The sequence below is a fragment of the Stenotrophomonas sp. A3_2 genome (genome assembly GCF_036624925.1).
In the GTDB taxonomy this organism is placed as follows: domain Bacteria; phylum Pseudomonadota; class Gammaproteobacteria; order Xanthomonadales; family Xanthomonadaceae; genus Stenotrophomonas; species Stenotrophomonas hibiscicola.
In genome coordinates, this window is record NZ_JAZKVY010000273.1 from 1 (window position 1) to 17,033 (window position 17,033).

The 17,033-nt window shown below is 68.1% G+C and carries 17 protein-coding genes; 10 read left to right on the forward strand and 7 right to left on the reverse strand.

From position 1 onward, the window contains the following. Nucleotides 1-148: 148 nt before the first annotated feature. Nucleotides 149-877, reverse strand: a complete 729-nt coding sequence (locus R5H29_RS13060) for a response regulator (protein WP_332329271.1) — start codon at nucleotides 875-877, stop codon at nucleotides 149-151. A 127-nt stretch (nucleotides 878-1,004) separates the two neighbouring features. Here R5H29_RS13060 and rlmD point away from each other — a divergent pair, with 127 nt between their 5' ends. From rlmD to R5H29_RS13105, 9 genes are all read left to right on the forward strand, one after another. Continuing rightward, nucleotides 1,005-2,339: a 23S rRNA (uracil(1939)-C(5))-methyltransferase RlmD gene (rlmD, locus tag R5H29_RS13065; protein ID WP_031270572.1), complete on the forward strand. Its 1,335-nt coding sequence runs from the start codon at nucleotides 1,005-1,007 to the stop codon at nucleotides 2,337-2,339. Nucleotides 2,340-2,373: 34 nt separating this feature from the next. After that, a complete protein-coding gene (locus tag R5H29_RS13070; protein WP_053500339.1) occupies nucleotides 2,374-2,859 on the forward strand; it encodes a CYTH domain-containing protein in 486 nt (161 codons plus the stop codon). Between the two features lie 113 nt (nucleotides 2,860-2,972). Next, nucleotides 2,973-3,668, forward strand: a complete 696-nt coding sequence (locus R5H29_RS13075) for a DsbA family oxidoreductase (protein ID WP_332329261.1) — start codon at nucleotides 2,973-2,975, stop codon at nucleotides 3,666-3,668. A gap of 115 nt (nucleotides 3,669-3,783) precedes the next feature. Continuing rightward, entirely contained in the window at nucleotides 3,784-4,791 is a 1,008-nt protein-coding gene (nagZ, locus tag R5H29_RS13080; RefSeq protein WP_019662160.1) for a beta-N-acetylhexosaminidase, read from the forward strand. Continuing rightward, nucleotides 4,791-5,345: a hypoxanthine-guanine phosphoribosyltransferase gene (locus R5H29_RS13085; protein ID WP_005410592.1), complete on the forward strand. Its 555-nt coding sequence runs from the start codon at nucleotides 4,791-4,793 to the stop codon at nucleotides 5,343-5,345. Before nagZ ends, R5H29_RS13085 begins: the two co-directional genes overlap by 1 nt. A gap of 82 nt (nucleotides 5,346-5,427) precedes the next feature. Beyond that, nucleotides 5,428-6,174 carry an S-methyl-5'-thioinosine phosphorylase gene (locus R5H29_RS13090; protein ID WP_049430529.1) on the forward strand — a complete coding sequence of 249 codons (747 nt, stop codon included), beginning with the start codon at nucleotides 5,428-5,430 and terminating at the stop codon, nucleotides 6,172-6,174. Nucleotides 6,175-6,262: 88 nt separating this feature from the next. Beyond that, on the forward strand, nucleotides 6,263-6,469 hold the full coding sequence (locus tag R5H29_RS13095) for a cold-shock protein (protein WP_005410590.1): 207 nt from the start codon (nucleotides 6,263-6,265) through the stop codon (nucleotides 6,467-6,469). A 102-nt stretch (nucleotides 6,470-6,571) separates the two neighbouring features. Continuing rightward, nucleotides 6,572-7,840, forward strand: coding sequence for an NAD(P)/FAD-dependent oxidoreductase (locus R5H29_RS13100; protein ID WP_332329262.1), 1,269 nt, complete (start codon nucleotides 6,572-6,574; stop codon nucleotides 7,838-7,840). 180 nt (nucleotides 7,841-8,020) lie between these two features. Next, nucleotides 8,021-8,290 (forward strand): hypothetical protein, encoded by a 270-nt coding sequence (locus R5H29_RS13105; RefSeq protein ID WP_019662157.1) that lies wholly within the window; start codon nucleotides 8,021-8,023, stop codon nucleotides 8,288-8,290. 1 nt (nucleotide 8,291) lies between these two features. On the opposite strand, the gene pdeM is transcribed toward R5H29_RS13105, so the two are convergent. From pdeM to R5H29_RS13125, 4 genes are read right to left on the reverse strand one after another with little or no spacing between them, the layout of a single operon-like run. Further along, nucleotides 8,292-8,933 carry a ligase-associated DNA damage response endonuclease PdeM gene (pdeM, locus tag R5H29_RS13110; protein ID WP_308305910.1) on the reverse strand — a complete coding sequence of 214 codons (642 nt, stop codon included), beginning with the start codon at nucleotides 8,931-8,933 and terminating at the stop codon, nucleotides 8,292-8,294. Then, a complete protein-coding gene (locus R5H29_RS13115) occupies nucleotides 8,923-11,382 on the reverse strand; it encodes a ligase-associated DNA damage response DEXH box helicase (RefSeq protein ID WP_332329263.1) in 2,460 nt (819 codons plus the stop codon). Before R5H29_RS13115 ends, pdeM begins: the two co-directional genes overlap by 11 nt. Beyond that, nucleotides 11,379-12,986: an ATP-dependent DNA ligase gene (locus tag R5H29_RS13120; protein WP_332329264.1), complete on the reverse strand. Its 1,608-nt coding sequence runs from the start codon at nucleotides 12,984-12,986 to the stop codon at nucleotides 11,379-11,381. Before R5H29_RS13120 ends, R5H29_RS13115 begins: the two co-directional genes overlap by 4 nt. Then, a complete protein-coding gene (locus tag R5H29_RS13125; protein WP_134734775.1) occupies nucleotides 12,983-13,981 on the reverse strand; it encodes a ligase-associated DNA damage response exonuclease in 999 nt (332 codons plus the stop codon). The genes R5H29_RS13120 and R5H29_RS13125 overlap by 4 nt, the downstream gene beginning before the upstream one ends. Nucleotides 13,982-14,094: 113 nt before the next feature. On the opposite strand from R5H29_RS13125, the gene R5H29_RS13130 reads away from it, so the two are divergent. Continuing rightward, complete coding sequence (locus R5H29_RS13130; protein ID WP_019662152.1) at nucleotides 14,095-15,732, forward strand: acyl-CoA dehydrogenase family protein; 1,638 nt, start codon at nucleotides 14,095-14,097, stop codon at nucleotides 15,730-15,732. 281 nt (nucleotides 15,733-16,013) lie between these two features. Here R5H29_RS13130 and R5H29_RS13135 read toward each other — a convergent pair whose 3' ends face one another. Together R5H29_RS13135 and R5H29_RS13140 are read right to left on the reverse strand one after the other, a co-directional pair. Then, a complete protein-coding gene (locus R5H29_RS13135; protein ID WP_019662151.1) occupies nucleotides 16,014-16,424 on the reverse strand; it encodes a hypothetical protein in 411 nt (136 codons plus the stop codon). A 156-nt stretch (nucleotides 16,425-16,580) separates the two neighbouring features. Further along, nucleotides 16,581-16,922: a hypothetical protein gene (locus tag R5H29_RS13140; RefSeq protein WP_019662150.1), complete on the reverse strand. Its 342-nt coding sequence runs from the start codon at nucleotides 16,920-16,922 to the stop codon at nucleotides 16,581-16,583. Nucleotides 16,923-17,033: the final 111 nt, after the last annotated feature.

Here is a 17,033-nt window from a genome sequence, read left to right on the forward strand (position 1 = left end):
CCGCCTGGTGGCGCCGCCCCCCCCCCCCGGGGCGGTGTTGCGGCCCGCCCCCCCCCCCCCCCCCCCCCCCCCGCCACCCCACGTAATGCCAGCTGTTGCTGTTGCTGTTGATTCGGCAGGTGCAGGGCGCAGCCCTGCCGACCAACCCTCAATGCAGCAGGGCCGCCACCGCCGCGCGGAACCCATCCTGGGCCTGCCCGGACTCCGGCGCATGATGCAGCTGGCGTACCGCCCGGGCCAAGCGTGCCGCGCCCACGAACCCACAGCTCGCCTGCAACCGGTGCAACTGGCTGCGCAGCTGACGCTCATCATGCTGGTCCACCGCCTGCTCGACCGCGTCACGCACCCCCGGCAGCTCGGCCAGGAACAGTTCGCGCAGGGCGATCAAGTGGTTGCGCTGGCCATTGAGCGCGGCCAGTGCCGCTGTCTCGTCCCAGTCCTGTACCTGCAGCTCGACCGCTGCCGGGGCCGGGGCAACGGAGATCCCCGCCGGGCTGTTCACCAGTGCGCGGCGCACCGCCTTCAGCAACTGGTCGCGGCCCAGCGGCTTGACCAGGGTGTCGCTGAAGCCAGCTTCGCGCAGGTGGGCATGGATGGACGTGTCACCGTCAGCGGTATGTGCCAACGCCGGGGTGTCGGGATGTGAACGGCGCAGTTCGCGCAGCAGCTGCGCGCCATTGCCGTCAGGCAGGTTGACGTCGATCAGCCACAGGTCGTGCGCGCCGGGTTCGGCGCTGGCCAAAGCGCTGGCCAGCGAATCTGCGGTGTCCACATCCGCCGGTAACGTTTCCAACGCCGCCTTGAAAAAACCGCGGCTGATGATGTCGTCCTCGACAAGCAGGAAGCGGGGCCGGCTGGCCCGCGGGGTCATCTGCATCAGGGCTGCCTCCATGTCAGCTGCTGCAATCATCAAGCACGGCGGCGGCGGGCGCAAGCGGGTCCGGACCCTGCCGGTCAGGATCTGCGACAATACGCCCCCATTTTTGCCCGCAGCCTGTTGCCACGTGGCCCGATCCCGCTCCCGCATCGACCGTACCCCGTTCCAGACCGAAATCCTCGACCTCAGCCATGATGGTCGCGGCGTCGCCCGCCGTGAAGGCGAGGGCGGCAAGGTCACCTTCGTCAGCGGTGCCCTGCCGGGTGAGGTGGTGACGGCCGAACAGACGGCCCGCAGCCGCCATTTCGACGAAGCGCGCACTCTGGAAGTTCTGCAGGCCTCGCCGCAGCGCGTGACCCCGAAGTGCCCGCATTTCGGCACCTGCGCCGGCTGCGTGCTGCAGCACCTGGACGAAGACCAGCAGATCGTCGCCAAGCAGCGCGTGCTGATGGACAACCTGGAGCGGATCGGCCATGTGAAGCCGGGCACCGTGCTTGCGCCGCTGGTCGGCGACAGCTGGGGTTACCGTCGCAAGGGCCGCTTCTCCGTGCGCCGGGTCGAGAAGAAGGACAAGACCCTGGTCGGCTTCCGTGAACAGGATCCGCGTTTCGTCGCCGACCTCAGCCAGTGCCTGACCGTGATCCCGGAGATCGGCACCAAGGTCGAGGCGCTGTCCACCTTCATCGAATCGCTCGATGGCAAGCGCGATATCCCGCAGATTGAGTTCATCGCCGGCGACCAGGCCGTGGTCCTGACCGTGCGCCACCTGCAGCCACTCAGCGATGCGGACCGTGCGGCCTGGGCTGCCTTCGGCCAGCAGCATGGCTTCGTGATCTACCTGCAGTCCGGTGGCGTGGACACCGTGCAGCCGCTGGACGGGCAGGGTGTGCCCCTGTCGTTCCGGCTGGCGCCCTGGGATGTGGAACTGGCATTCCGCCCGCTGGACTTCATCCAGGTCAACGCCAAGCTGAACGAGAAGATGATCGCCCATGCCCTGGATCTGCTGGAGCCGGGTGAGGACGAGCGCGTGCTGGACCTGTTCTGCGGCCTGGGCAATTTCACTCTGCCGCTGGCCCGCCGCGTGCGCGAGGTCGTTGGCGTAGAAGGCGATGCCGGCCTCGTCGCGCGCGCCCGTGAGAATGCTGAGCGCAATGGCCTGGCCAACGCCCAGTTCTTCAGCGCCGACCTGACCCAGGACCAGCGCAGCACGGCGTGGATGCGCCAGGGCTTCGACAAGCTGCTGCTGGATCCGCCGCGCTCGGGCGCGATCGAAGTGCTGCAGCAGCTGCCGCTGAAGCAGTTCAAGCGCATTGTCTACGTGAGCTGCCACCCGGGCTCGCTGGCACGCGATGCCGGCTATCTGGTCAACGAACAGGGCTTCACCCTGGTCAGCGCCGGTGCCATGGACATGTTCCCGCACACCGCGCACGTGGAAAGCATCGCGGTATTCGAGAAGCGCTGAGCAGGTGTCATCACCCGTGGCGCATAATTGCGCCATGGGCATCGAAATCGAACGCAAATTCCTGGTCAGCAGCGATGGCTGGCGCACCGCCGCGCATCGGGTGATCCCGATGGCGCAGGGCTACATCAACGACATGGGCGCGCTCGACCGCGGCACCCAGAACGCCTCGGTGCGCGTGCGCATCGAAGGCGACCACGCCGCGCTGAACCTGAAGTCGCGCACCCTCGGCCATACCCGCCAGGAGTTCGACTACCCGATCCCGGTGGAGGACGCGCGCGCATTGCTGGCGCTGTGTGTCGGCGGCCTGATCGACAAGCGCCGCCATCTGGTCGAACACGCCGGCCTGACCTGGGAAGTGGATGAGTTCCTCGGTGACAACGCCGGCCTGGTGGTGGCTGAAGTCGAGCTGGAAAGCGCCGACCAAGCCATCGACCTGCCGGACTGGGTCGGTGCCGAAGTGACCGATGACGCCCGCTACTACAACGTTGCCCTGGCCAGCCGCCCGTATTCACAGTGGTGAACCCCCAAAAAGGGGCCGGAGGGGATTAAGTCGTCTTTACCCCGCCTGTGCGGAAAGCGACTTAATCCCCTCCGTCCCCTTTTATCGAGGAAGGCGGTCCCCATGTCGTGGGGATGAGAATCGACATCTACTCCGACGTGGTCTGCCCCTGGTGCTGGATTGGCAAGCATCGTTTCCAGCAGGGCGTGCAGTTGCTGGGCGCCAATGCGCCTGACCTCGATATCCACTGGCAGCCGTTCCAGCTGGACCCGGATGCGGACGACACCCCGGTGCCGCTGCGCGAGGCCTATGCGCGCAAGTTCGGGGGCGTCGAGCGCACCGAGCAGATCCTCGGCCAGACCCAGACCACCGCACGCGCGGAGGGGCTGCCGATGGATTTCAACCAGGGCCAGGTGCGGGTGACCACGCTGCCGGCGCACCGAGTGCTGTGGCTGGCCGGCGAGCACGGCGTGCAGGATGCGGTCAGCGAGGCGCTGTTCCGCGCCCACTTCGAACATGGCCAGAACCTGGCCGACAAAGCTGTACTGGTGAAGGCCGGCGTGGCTGGCGGCCTGGACGGTGGCGAAATCGCGCAGATGCTGGCCTCGGACCGTGGCTTGGCCGAGGTCGAGGCCAAGCTCGGCCAGGCCCATGCGCTGGGCATTTCCTCCGTGCCGACCTTTGTCATCGACGGGAAGTGGGCGATCTCCGGGGCGCAGCCGCCAGAAGGCTTTGCCGACGCGCTGCGCCAGATCGCGGCCGAACAGGGGCCCCCGGCCGCCCCGGCTGGCGACGACGAGGCCTGCGGCCCGGACGGCTGCAGGGTCTGAGCAGACCGGGGCAGAGCCCCCGCATTTCCCTTTTCCCCTTGACCACTGCGCCTGTCGGCCGGTTCTGCGACAATGCGGCACTGCGCCATGCGGGCGCGCGTTGTGGAGATCAACCATGCTGCTGATCGGCGTTGCCGGCACCGAACTGACCACCCAGGAACGTGACTGGCTGCAGCACGATGCCGTGGCCGGGGTGGTGCTGTTCAAGCGCAACTTCGCCTCGCGCCAGCAGGTAACCGATCTGAGCGCGGCGATCCGCGCCGCTGCGCCGCGCCCGCAGCTGATCTGCGTGGACCAGGAAGGCGGCCGCGTACAGCGCTTCCGCGAAGGTTACAGTGATCTGCCGCCACTGCAGGACATCGGTGCCCTGTACGCCACCGACCCGCAGCAGGCCCTGTCGCTGGCCGAGCAGCACGCCTGGCTGATGGCCAGTGAAGTCCGCGCCAGCGGGCTGGACCTCAGCTTCGCGCCGGTGGTCGATCTTGGCCGCGGCAACCGCGCCATCGGCAACCGCGCCTTCAGTGAAGACCCGCAGGTGGTTGCGGCGTTCACCGCTGCCTATGTGCGCGGCATGCATGCGGTCGGCATGGCCGCCACGCTCAAGCATTTCCCCGGCCACGGCACCGTGCTGGAAGACACCCACGTGGATACCGCGATCGACCCGCGCGCGCTGGACGAGCTGCGCGCGCAGGACCTGGTGCCATTCCAGGCCGGCATCGCCGCCGGTGCCGACGCGGTGATGATGGCGCACGTGATCTACCCGCAGATTGCGCCTGAACCGGCTGGCTATTCGCCGCGCTGGATCCAGGACATCCTGCGTGGCGAGCTCGGCTTCCGCGGCGTGGTGTTCTCCGATGACATCGGCATGGCCGCCTCGCACAGTGCCGGTGGCGTGCCCGCGCGCGTGCACGCACACCTGGACGCCGGCTGCGACGTGGTGCTGGTCTGCCACCCGGAGCTGGTTGATGAAGCCCTGCACGCGGTGCAGGGGCGCTCCCTCAATACTGCTGCGCTGCTGGGCCTGCTCGGCCGCGGCGCGCTTGGCTGGGATGGCCTGCTGGCCGATGCCCGCCATGGCCACACCCAATCCCGTCTGATTGAAACCCTTGGAAGAACCGTCTGATGCCCAACCTCACCATTTCCCAGGCCCTGGCCCAGGCTGACCTGCTGGTCGACCGCCCCACCATCGACAAGGCCATCGCTGGTATCGCCGACGCCATCGCGCGGGATTACAAGGGCGAGGTGCCGCTGTTCCTGTCAATCATGCACGGCGCGCTGCCGTTCGCCGGCCAGCTGGCGCTGGAGCTGGGCGCGCGCGGCCAGGACGTGCAGTTCGATTACCTGCACGCCACCCGTTACCGCGGCGAAACCACCGGCGGCGACCTGGTCTGGAAGCACAAGCCGGCCACTTCGCTGTTCGGCCGCCGCGTGTTGCTGGTCGACGATATCCTGGACGAGGGCTACACCCTGCAGGGCGTGCGCACCTGGTGCCTGGAACAGGGCGCGACCGACGTGCGCATCGCCGCGATGACGGTGAAGAAGCACGACCGCGCGCTGCCGGACGTGACCGCCGACTACGCCGGCATCGAACTGCCGGACCGCTACGTGTTCGGCTTCGGCATGGACGTCAATGAAACCCTGCGCTGCGTGCCGGCCATCTACGCGATGAAGGAATAACGGCGCAGCCGCCCGCGGCGCGTCTTCTTCTGCCGCCGGCATCCTCGGGTGCCGGCGTTGGTCTTTTCATGGAGTGCTTTGAATGCAACAGATCGCCCTGGCCGTGATCGGCGGTACCGGTGTCTACAACCTGGCCAAGCTTGACGACGTGCAGACCCACGAGGTCGACACCCGCTTCGGCCGCCCGTCCGGCCCGGTACGCGTCGGTACGCTGCTTGGACACCGCGTGGCGTTCCTGGCGCGGCATGGCGAGGGCCATTCGCTGCCGCCGCACAAGATCAACTACCGCGCCAACCTGGCCGCACTGCAGCAACTGGGCGCGCAGCGCGTGCTGGCGTTGAACACGGTGGGAGGCATCACCGAACACTTTGGTCCGCGCGTGCTGGCCTGCCCGGATCAGATCATCGACTACACCTGGGGCCGCATCAGCACGATCTGTGAAGAAGAAGGCACCGACGTGGTCCACGTCGATTTCGGCCACCCCTATACGCCGATGCTGCGCAGCAAGATCCTGGCCGCTGCGAAAGTGACCGGTGTCACGGTCCATGACGGCGGCTGCTACGGCGCAACGCAGGGCCCGCGCCTGGAAACCATCGCCGAGATCGCCCGCATGCGCCGCGACGGCTGCGATCTGGTGGGCATGACCGGGATGCCGGAAGCCGCACTGGCACGGGAGCTGGGGCTGGATTACGCCTGCCTGGCGATCATCGCCAACTGGGCTGCCGGCTGTGGCGATGGTGAAGAGATCACGATGGCTGAAGTACTTGCCAACGTGCAGGCCGCCAGCAACGGACTTCCGGAACTGGTAGGTGAATTGGCACGGGGGTGATTGTCTTCGCCGAGCAAGCTTTGCATACTCAGCTTGTGCGCGGGTTCAGCGTACACCACCCATTCATTGCATAAGGTCTCGCATCACCATGCCGAACGGTACCGTCAAGTGGTTCAACGACGCCAAGGGATTTGGCTTCATCTCGCCGGAGGATGGCAGCGCCGACGTGTTCGCGCACTTCTCCGCCATCAACTCCAAGGGCTTCCGCAGCCTGCAGGAAGGCCAGCGTGTCACCTATGACGTGACCCAGGGCCCGAAGGGTGCCCAGGCTTCGAACATCACGCCGGCCGAGTGATCCACTCGACAGTGCGTTGAAAACCCCGCTCCGGCGGGGTTTTTTTTGCGCGGCATGCTCGCGGCCCGTTCGCGATCCACCCACCTCGGGCACAATGCGCCCATGAAGGAACGACTGCGCATCGCCGTGATCGGCTACGGCACCGCTGGACAGGCAGTGTCCATCCTGCTCACCCGTGACGGCCACGAGGTGGAGATCTTCGAACGCGTGCCCACGCCGGGACCGGTTGGCGCCGGCTTCCTGCTGCAGCCCAGCGGCCTGCAGGTACTGTGGCAGATGGGCCTGCTTGATTCCGTGCGCGCACATGCCGCGCCGGTGCACCGCCTGTATGGCGACACGCCGTGCGAGCGCGCGGTGATGGACATGCGTTACGACGGACTGGATGCGCGCCTGCACGGCCTGGGCATGCAGCGCGGGGCCTTGTTCTCGCTGCTGGATGAAGCGCGTGCGGGTGCAGGCCAGTTGCATGCGGGCGTCAGCATCGCGGCGGTGGATGCCGAGCAGGGCCGCCTGCGCGACAGCGACGGTCGCATTCACGGTCCGTTCGATCTGGTGGTGGCCGCCGATGGCGCCGCCTCGACGCTGCGCGGCACGATCGCCGGCGGTGCCGGGCTGGACCGCGTGTATCCGTGGGGGGCGCTGTGGTGCCTGCTGCCGGCCGAAGACTGGCCGCACGTGCGGGAGCTGCGCCAGCGCTACGTGGCCGCGCGCAAGATGATCGGGCTGCTGCCGGTCGGCACGCGCCCCGGTGATGACACGCCGCGCCTGAGCTTCTTCTGGAGCCTGCCACGCGCCGACTTCGAGCGCTGGCAGGCCGACGGCATGGCCCCCTGGCTGGATGAACTGCATGCACTGTGGCCGCAGGCCAGTGCGCGCTTCGCCCACCTGCGCGATGCCGGCCAGATGGCGCGCGCGGTCTACCGTGATGCGGTGATGACGCGCTGGCACCAGGGCCGCATGGTGCTGGCCGGTGATGCCGCGCACGCGATGAGCCCGCAGCTGGGGCAGGGGGTGAACATGGCGCTGCTCGATGCGTTGGCATTGCGCGATGCCGTTCGCACGCATGGCGGTGGTGCCGAAGCGTTGCAGGCGTACCAGGCGCAACGCAGGGCGCACGTTGCGGTGTACCAGCGCTGGAGTCGTTGGCTGACGCCGCTGTTCCAGTCCGACCGCGACGCCTGGGCCAAGGCGCGAGATGTGCTGCTGGGCCCGATGGGGCGCCTGCCCGGTGGCCGTGGCCACATGCTGCGCGTGCTCAGTGGCACCCAGCACGGCTGGTTCGGTGCGCTCGCACTGGATCCGGCTTTCGTCGACGCATTGGCCACCGCAGCGGAGACGCCTCGCATCAACGCGATCACGGCCAATGCGTGAAGCGCGTCGTCACGTGAATTAACGGTTGCCTCACCGCGGATATGCGAGAAGTGGGTTGCACGCGATTGCGCGTCGCCCGTTTTCCTTTCCGTGATCGACATCGCGCGTGGCCCGGGCGGCGCTGCCGTCGCGGCCTGTTGCGGCCCGGACGCGCCGCCTGTTGTTGAAGAGGAGGACGCCATGTTGTTCGCGGTCGAGGAGCTGGAATCGGAAATCTGCAAGCTGCGTGGTCTGCTGCAGATGCTGCACGAGGACCAGCCCGACGTACTGGAGGACGTGTTTGAATTCCATGTCGGCAGCCTGATCAGCCACGCGTCGCCGGAACACCATGCACGCATCCGCGCCTGCGCGCAGGAAATGCTGGCGAGGATCCAGGCCTTGCCGCGGCGGCGTGAAGGGGACACGCCCGAGTTCCAGTTGATGCCGCAGCTGGAGATCCGCCCCGCCTGATTCACGTCACGGGCAGTTCGACCAGGCTGCCCTCGACGCAGGCGACCCTCTGCTCGCCGGAAGCGGGAACAGGCACGATTCCCGCAGTGAACGCAGAGAAGGCCGGCAGGACCGTCATCCCGTCACGCAGCCAGAATACGGGGAAGCGCCGACGCAACGGCGGCAGGGCGACCTGCGGATGCAGATGCCCAGCGATCACATGCCGTCCTGCATCGGCCACTGGCTCATGGCGAAGCATGAACGGATGCAGGTGTGCTTCATCGTGGATCTGTACCAGCAGCTGGGCGTGCGGCAGGTGGCGGTCGTGATTTCCGCGCAGGACATGCACGTCCAGCGCCGCGTTGCGTTCGCGCCATGCCAACCATTGCTGGTACCACGCGGCGCGATGCGCCGGTCCATGCAGGATGTCGCCCAGGATCCACAGCTCGCGGCATGCATACCTGTCCAGCAGCGCCTGCAGGCGATTGAGGTCTTCCCCGGTGCCACCACTGGGGAGCGCGATGCCGGCACGGCGGAATACGTCGGCCTTGCCCAAGTGCAGGTCGGCGATCAACAGCGCCTGCCGTGTGGGCCAGTACAGCGCGCGCTCGCCAAGCAGCACAAGCGATTCGCCCGCGCGCAGCAGCAGCAGTTCATCGGCCATGGCGGCGCTCCAGCTGCTTGGCCGCGCGTTGCACGCGGGTACGCCAGTCCTCGTTGCTGAACTGCCCACGCAGGCGTTCGGCCCATAGCGGGAAGCCCAGGGGCGTCAGCGACGCCGAGCATTGCACCGACAGCGCCTGCGTGCCGATCCTTGCCAGTACCTGCCGCAAGCCCGGCAGGTCAAGGCTGTCGTGCAGCACTTCGCGTTCGGCCAACGCCAGCAGCAGATGGCCCGGATCGTGCTCGCGCAGTACATCGAAGAGCAGGCCCGCCGACGCCTGCAACTGCCGCAGCGATCGCGGCATGCCACCGGGCAGGCTGGGTACCAGCAGGCCGGCCACACGTGCGATGCCGCGGAACTGGCGCCGCGCCAGCTCGCCCAGGTTCACTGCGGCACGCAGATCATCCAGCAGCTGATCGGGGGTGAACAGCGCCCGCCATTGCGCTGCGTCCAGATCGATCGCCTGGGCCGGTGCCAGCACCAGGCCATGGTCGTTCACCGCGTAGCCGATGCTGTTGCGCTGCAGGCGGGTACAGCGCAAGGCCAGCAGGGCGGCCAGCGCCTCATGCACGTGGCGGCCGGCAAAGGGATAGACGAACAGGAACTGGCCTTCGCGACGCCGCACCTGTTCCACCAGCAGGTGGTCCGCGCCGGGAAGCGCCGACAACTGTTGCTGCAGTGCCAGCAAGGGCGACAGCCAGCGTGATTCGGCACTGTTGTCGGCGCCGGACAGTACCCACTCCAGCTCGCGACCGAGTGGCATCGACAGCGGCAACTGGCCTCCCTGCCAGCGTGGCACGACGCCGTCTCCGCGCCCTCGTGCCAACCGCACGAAGGCGGTCATGTCGCGCAGCTGCACCAGCTCCAGCAGGCGCCCGGCGAACTGGAAACGATCGCCACGTCGCAGCCGGCTGGCGAACTGCTCCTCCACGGCGCCCAGGCTGCCGCCGCGCAGGAACTGCACGCGCACGCTGCCATCGCTGCTGATGGTGCCGATCGAAAGCCGATGACGCAGCGCCTGGCGGCGGTCATGCATGCGGTACCACCCATCGGCATCACGCACGACCTTGTGGAAATCGGGGTACTGGGCCAAGGCCTGCCCACCCTGCACGATGAACGTGAGCACGGCCTGCCATTGGTCGTTGCCGAGCGACGCGAAGGCATGGGTACGCCGGACCTGTTCCAGCAGCGCAGTGCTGTCGAAGCCGCCCGCCAGCGCACGGCTGACCGCGTGCTGGGCCAGCACATCCAGCGACAGCGTCGGCGGCCTGCGCGCTTCGACCACGCCTTCAGCCAATGCACGGCGCACCGCAGCGTACTCGGCCAGTTCCAGCGCATGGCTGGGCACGCACAGGATGGCGCCGCTGGCACCCGGGCGGTGGCGTGCGCGTCCGGCGCGCTGGCGCAGGCGCGCCACGCCCTTCGGGCTGCCCAGCTGCAGGACCTGTTCTACTTCGGGGAAGTCCACGCCGAGGTCAAGGCTGGAAGTGGCAACCACGCAGCGCAGCGCGCCCGCGCGCAGTCCGTCTTCCACCTGCTGGCGCAGGGCCGGATCCAGCGAGCCGTGGTGCAGCGCAAGCGTGTCCAGTTCCTCCGGCCACACCGCGGCCAGCGCCTGATGCCACAGTTCTGCCTGTGCACGGGTGTTGGTGAACAGCAGGCTGCTGCGTGCCTGCATCAGCGCCTCCAGCACGCGTGGCAGCTGTGCCAGGCCCAGATGCCCCGCCCATGGGAAGCGTTCGCCGGGGTCTGGCAGCAGGCTGCGCACGCTGAGTGTGCGCGGCCGTACGCCCTGCACGATCGGTGCTTCCGGTTGACCGGGCAGCAGCACGTCGCGCGCCTCCTGCAGATTGCCCAGCGTGGCCGACAGACCCCACAGCTGCAATGCCGGCCTGGCATCGCGCAACACCGCCAGGTTCAACTGCAGCAGGACGCCGCGCTTGTTGCCCAGCAGTTCGTGCCATTCATCCACCACCACGCAGCGCAGCTGGCGCATGCGCGGCAGCGTGTCGGGATAGCTCAACAACAGCGCCAGCGATTCGGGCGTGGTCACCAGTACGTCGACGCGGCCCTCGCGCGCCTGTCGTCGTTCGCGGTTGCTGGCGTCGCCACTACGCAGGCCGACACGCCATCCCAGCCCCAGCCCATCGACCACGTCCTGCAGTGCGCGTGCGGTATCACTGGCCAACGCGCGCAAGGGCGTCACCCACAGCACCTGCAGTGGGCGCACCGCGCTGGCCCGACGGGGCAAGGGCGGCGGATCGATCATGGCCTGCAGCAGGGGCCCGCCGAACATCGCCAGTGTCTTGCCGCTGCCCGTGGGCGTATGCAGCAACCCGGATTCGCCCGCCAGGTAGTGGCGCCACATTGCGCGCTGGAACGGCAGTGAGCGCCAGCCTCTGGACGCAAACCAGTCTTCCAGCCGGCGCAGCGCCTGGCTGCGGGTCATCGCGCCAGCGCCTTCAGGCTGGCCAGCTGATCGGCCTCGCTGGCGGGCTTGTCGTGGCGCCAGCGCAGGATGCGCGGGAAGCGCACGGCGATGCCGGACTTGTGCCGGCTGCTGCGGTTGACTGCTTCAAAGCCCAGCTCGAACACCTGTTCGGCGCGTACGCTGCGCACCGGCCCGAAGCGCTCGCGGGTGTTGGCGCGGATCCAGCGGTCGAGCGCGAGGATCTCCTTGTCGTCCAGGCCGGAATACGCCTTGGCCACCGGCACCAGCGTGTCGCCGTCCCACACGCCAAAGGTGTAGTCGGTGTACAGCGTGCTGCGTCGGCCGTGCCCGGCCTGTGCGTACAGCAGCACCGCGTCTATCGTGAGTGGATCGACCTTCCATTTCCACCAGTCGCCGCGTCGTCGCCCCGCCTGGTAGGAGGACGTGCGCCGCTTCAGCATCAACCCCTCCACACCGCGTTCGCGCGCCACATCGCGCATCGCCGCGGCCTGCGGCCAGTCGCCGGCGGCAACGTCGGGCGACAGCTGGATGCGCGCATCGCCCAGTGCACCGACGACCTCGGTGAGCCGCGCGCGCCGTTGCTGCAGTGGAAGTTCGCGCAGGTCCGCGCCATCGAGTTCCAGCAGGTCGTAGGCGAGCACGCGCACCGGCGTGTTGCGCAGGGTGGCCGCGCCGGGTTTGCGGCGCTGGATGCGGGTCTGCAGCGCGGTGAAGGCACGTGGCAGGTCCGCGGCTTCGTCCCAGGCCAGCAGCTCGCCATCCAGCACGCAGCCATCGGGAAGCGCCATCGCCGCCTGTTCGATTTCGGGGAAGCGACCATCCAGCCGCTCTTCGCCACGTGACCACAAGGCGACCTCGCCGCGCCGGCGCAGCAGCTGCACGCGGATGCCATCCCACTTCCATTCCAGCAGCCAGTCGTCGATCGCACCGAGTCGTTCGGCAGGGCTGCCCTCCAGTGGCGAGGCGAGGAAAAAGGCGTAGGGCTGCTGCCGGTCCAGCGGCAGCTCATCCGGCGACAGCAGCTGGGCCAGCAGCCCGGGCGAGGGCACCCACTCGCCCAGCATGCGCTGGGCGATGCGGGCAATATCCAGGCCGGACCACTCGGCCAGCGCCTGCTGCACCAGCCGTTGCGAGACGCCAACGCGCAGGGCTCCGGTCAGCAGCTTGTTGAACACCAGGCGTTCGCTGCTGCACAGCTGCCGCCAGCCGGCGACGACCGCCGCACGGCGCACCGCCTCGGGTTGGTTGGCCACCGCCAGCAGGTGCTGTTCGATCCATTCGGCCAGGGGGCGGTCAGGCGAGGGGTTTGGTGGGTCGTCCAGCAGCAGCGTCAGCGTTTCGGCCAGGTCACCGACCTGCGCATAGCTGTCGTCCACCAGCCACGGTGGCAACCCTGATTCCTCGGCGATCCAGGCGCGCAGTTCGCCACTGGTGGCGATCTTCCGGCGTGCACCGCCCACCTTGCCACCACTGAGGAGGTACAGCGCCCACGCCGCATCGTGCGCGCCTGCCTGGCCGAAGTAATCGACCAGTGCCGCTCGCTTGTCCAGCGTGGCAGTGCTGCGGTCCAGGCGTTGGTAGAGCGCTGCGAAGGCTTTCATTCCTCGCTCCCGAAATCGGTACGGAAGGCTTCGGCAGCCACGCCGCGCTCACGCAGGTAGGGAATCAGCGCATCGGTATTGCCATGGGTGGCGATCACCCGCTGCGCGCCGGTCTGTTCGATCGTCTTCAGCAGTGCTGGCCAATCGGCGTGATCGGAAATGACGAAGCCACGATCGACGTTGCGTCGGCGCCGGTTGCCGCGCAATTGCATCCAGCCCGAGGCGAAGCCCAGCTGGTGGCGCCCGAAGCGGCGCATCCAGGGCGTGCCCGCAGCCGAGGGCGGGGCGAGGATCAACTGGCCGGCGGCATCGGGTTGACGGCCCTGTTCGGCCACGGTGAGCGTCTCCAGCATCGGTACGCCGGCCTGCCGGTACACCGCTACGCCATTGGCGATGGCGCCATGCAGCCAGGCCGGGCGATCATCCAGCGGCCGCAGCTCGGCCAGCACCCGTTGTGCCTTGCCCAGTGCATAGCACAGCAGGATCGCCGCCTCGCCGCGCTGTTCGCATTCGCGGCGCCACGCCACGATCTCCGCGGCGACTGCCGGCGTGTCCGGCCAGCGGTAGATCGGCAGGGCGAAGGTTGCCTCGGTGATGAACGTATCGCAGGGCACCACTTCGAACGGCGCGCAGGTCGGGTCTGGCTGGCGCTTGTAGTCGCCGGAGGCCACCCAGACCTGCCGCCCGTCGTCGATGCGCACCTGCGAGGACCCCAGCACGTGGCCGGCTGGATGCAGTGATACCTGCACCCGGCCCAGGCGGAACGGGGTGCCCTCGGCATGCGCCTGCACCGGCACGTCGCCCAGGCGCCAACGCAGGATCGGCAGGCTGCCGTCGCTGCAGTGGTATTCGCCCATGCCCGGGCGAGCATGGTCACCGTGGCCATGGGTGATGACCGCGCGCGGCACCGGCCGCCAGGGATCGATGTGGAAGTCGCCCGCAGCGCAGTACAGCCCCTCGGGGCGCAACACCACCAGATCGTCATTGCCTGCCATGCCATCACTGTGGCCTGCGACTCGTGCACGGGGTGAGAACCGGCCTGAACACGGGCTTGGCAGGTCATGCGGCACAATCGGGCCGCACACTTCTTGCCGCCAGGATGGACCGGATGAGTGGACCGAGCTTCAGCAGCAACGCGCCCTACGAAACCCATGTGGTACTGAACCAGCCGCCGCCGTTCGCGGGGCGGCAGTTGTGGACCGACGACGCGGCGCTGATGGAAGCCGTTCAGCGCGAAGGCGCTGGCAGCTTCGCGCCACGATTGGCGGTGTATGGCGCGCTGGCGGGTGATGAGCTGTACCGGGTCGGCTTCGATGCCAACCGCGATCGGCCACGCCTGCGCACGCATGATGCGCAGGGCCATCGCATCGACACGGTGGAGTTCCATCCGGCCTATCACCAGTTGATGGACACGGCCAAATCGCACGGGGTCGCAGGCTTGTCCTGGCATGAGCCGCAGCCCGGCGCGCACGTGGCACGTGCGGTGTTGAGCTACCTGCATCACCAGGCCGAGGCGGGCACCAGTTGCCCATTGACGATGACCCATGCAGCAGTAGCGGTGCTGCGCACGCAGCCGCACCTGGCCGAGTGGGCACGCAAGGCCGCAGCGCCGGTCTATGACCCGCGCGACGTGCCGGTGGCGGACAAGGCCGGCATCACCCTGGGCATGGGCATGACCGAGAAGCAGGGCGGCTCGGATGTACGTGCCAACAGTACCCGCGCCGAACCGATCGATGGCGAGCGCTATCGCCTGGTCGGCCACAAGTGGTTCTTTTCCGCGCCGATGTGCGACGGCTTCCTGGTGCTGGCGCAGGCGCCGGGAGGACTGACCTGCCTGCTGTTGCCGCGCCGCCTGGCAGACGGTGACCGCAATGCGTTCCGCCTGATGCGGTTGAAGGACAAGCTTGGGGATTGGGCCAATGCCTCCAGCGAGGTCGAGTTCTGCGGCGCGCAGGCGTGGCGGGTGGGTGAAGAGGGCCGCGGCGTGGCCACCATCATCGGCATGGTGATGATGACCCGCCTGGACTGCATGCTGGGCGCTGCAGCGGAGATGCGCATGGCGCTGGCGCAGGCGCTGCATCACGCACGGCATCGCCGCACCTTTGGCAAGCTGCTGGTCGAGCACCCGTTGATGACCAACGTGCTGGCTGATCTGGCGATGGAGTCGGAAGCGGCCACGGTGTTGGCGATCCGCATCGCACGCGCGGTGGATCGTGCCGGTGTGGATGCCAATGAAGCCGCGATGGCACGGTTGGGGACGGCACTGGGCAAGTACTGGCTGTGCAAGCGTGCGCCGGCCTTCGTCAATGAAGCGCAGGAATGCCTGGGCGGCGCGGGCTATGTGGAGGAGTCGATGCTGCCGCGCCTGTACCGGCAGGCACCGTTGAATTCGATCTGGGAAGGCAGCGGCAACATCCAGTGTCTGGATGTGCTGCGTGCATTGGCCCGTGAACCGGAGGCGATGGCGGCATTGCGCGGCGAGCTGGCGGCGGTGGCCGACCGTGATGCGCGCTACGCAGCGGCATTGCAGCGCTGGGCAGCGGCACCGGCACCGGAGGAATCACAGGCGCGACTGTTCTGCGAGCGCACTGCGCTGTTGTTGCAGGCAGCGCTGCTGCTGCGTGCGCGCAGCCCGATCGCCGAGGCGTTCGTGCGCAGCCGGCTGGAAGGAGAGCACGGGCTGGCATTCGGGACGCTGCCGGCGGGCCTGGAGCTGACCGCGATGCTGGCGCGCGCGCTGCCGTAGGCAATGGCCAACGGCGGTGCCCCTCGTGGTGGGCGCTGATACTGATGGATGGGCCGCGCGGGTAGGTCGCGCAGGGGGCGCCGTGAATACGTCCTTGTAGGCTCGGGCGCGCCATCCATGGCGCTTACGCCCCTGCGCAACCTACCCGCGCGGCCTTGGACGGTTTCCGTGCCGTCCACCACGGAATCAACAGAAAGAGCGGAGAGCGAAAAGCAGTAAAGCCGCGGCCATGCCGCGGCTTTTCCTGTAGCGCCGAGCCGGTGCTCGGCTGCCGGCAAGGCTCAGTGCTTGGCTTCTTCCTTGGCGGCGTTGGCCTTGGCGTCATTGGCGACATCGCGCGCCTTGTCGGCGACCTTCTGCGCGGCGTCGGCAGTGGCGTCGCTGGCGTGCGCGGCCGCGTCGGTGGCGGCGACCTTGGCCTGGTCAGCGGCATTGGCGGTGGCGTCGGCGGCCTTGTCCAGCGCCTGCTGGGTATCGGCGGCGGCCTGCTCGGAAGCAGCAGCGGTCTTGTCGGCGGCGTCGCGGGTTGCGGCAGCGGCCCGGTCGACGGCATCGCGGGCAGCGACGCCAGCGCTGTCGGCGGCCTGCTGCGCGTCCTGCTTGGCCTGTTCGGCCTCCGGGCCCTTGCAGGCGGCCAGGGCCAGCAGCAGGGAGCCGGCCAGCAGGGTGGTGGTGATCGGACGAATCTTCATGGCGGTCTCCGGTACTGCAATGGATGGGGACGCCAGCCTATTCATGCCGTTGTGAAGACGGGGTCGCGGAGCGCGCTCAGTCGCGATCCACGGGCGCAAAGAAAAAGCCGCTGGCGAACCAGCGGCTTTTCCGGAACAGCGTGAAGAAAGAAGTGATTACTTCTTGGCTTCTTCAGCAGCGTCCTTGGCCTGCTCAGCGGTAGCTTCGGCAGCCTTGGCGGCGTCCTTGGCTTCGCCAGCAGCGGCGTCGGTGGCAGCAGCGGCGGTGTTGGCAGCAGCGTCGGTCGCAGCGTCGGCAGCGGTGGCGGCGGTGTCAGCGGCCTGCTGGGCAGCGTCGGCGGTCTGGGCGCCAGCAGCGGCGGCCTGGTCGGCAGCAGCCTGGGCTTCGGTGGCGGCTTCGTTGGCCGAAGCAGCGGCGTCCTGGGCAGCTTCCTGCTTCGAGCAGGCGGCCAGGGCCAGAGCCAGGGACATCGCGACCAGCAGCTTGTTGATGCTCATTGTGTAAATCCTCGTCGTTAGAATTAGGCAACGCGCATGCTGCGCGCCGACAACATGATGACAAGCCAAGATTGGGTGTCAAGCGATCCCGCATTCATTTTTGCGAAATCA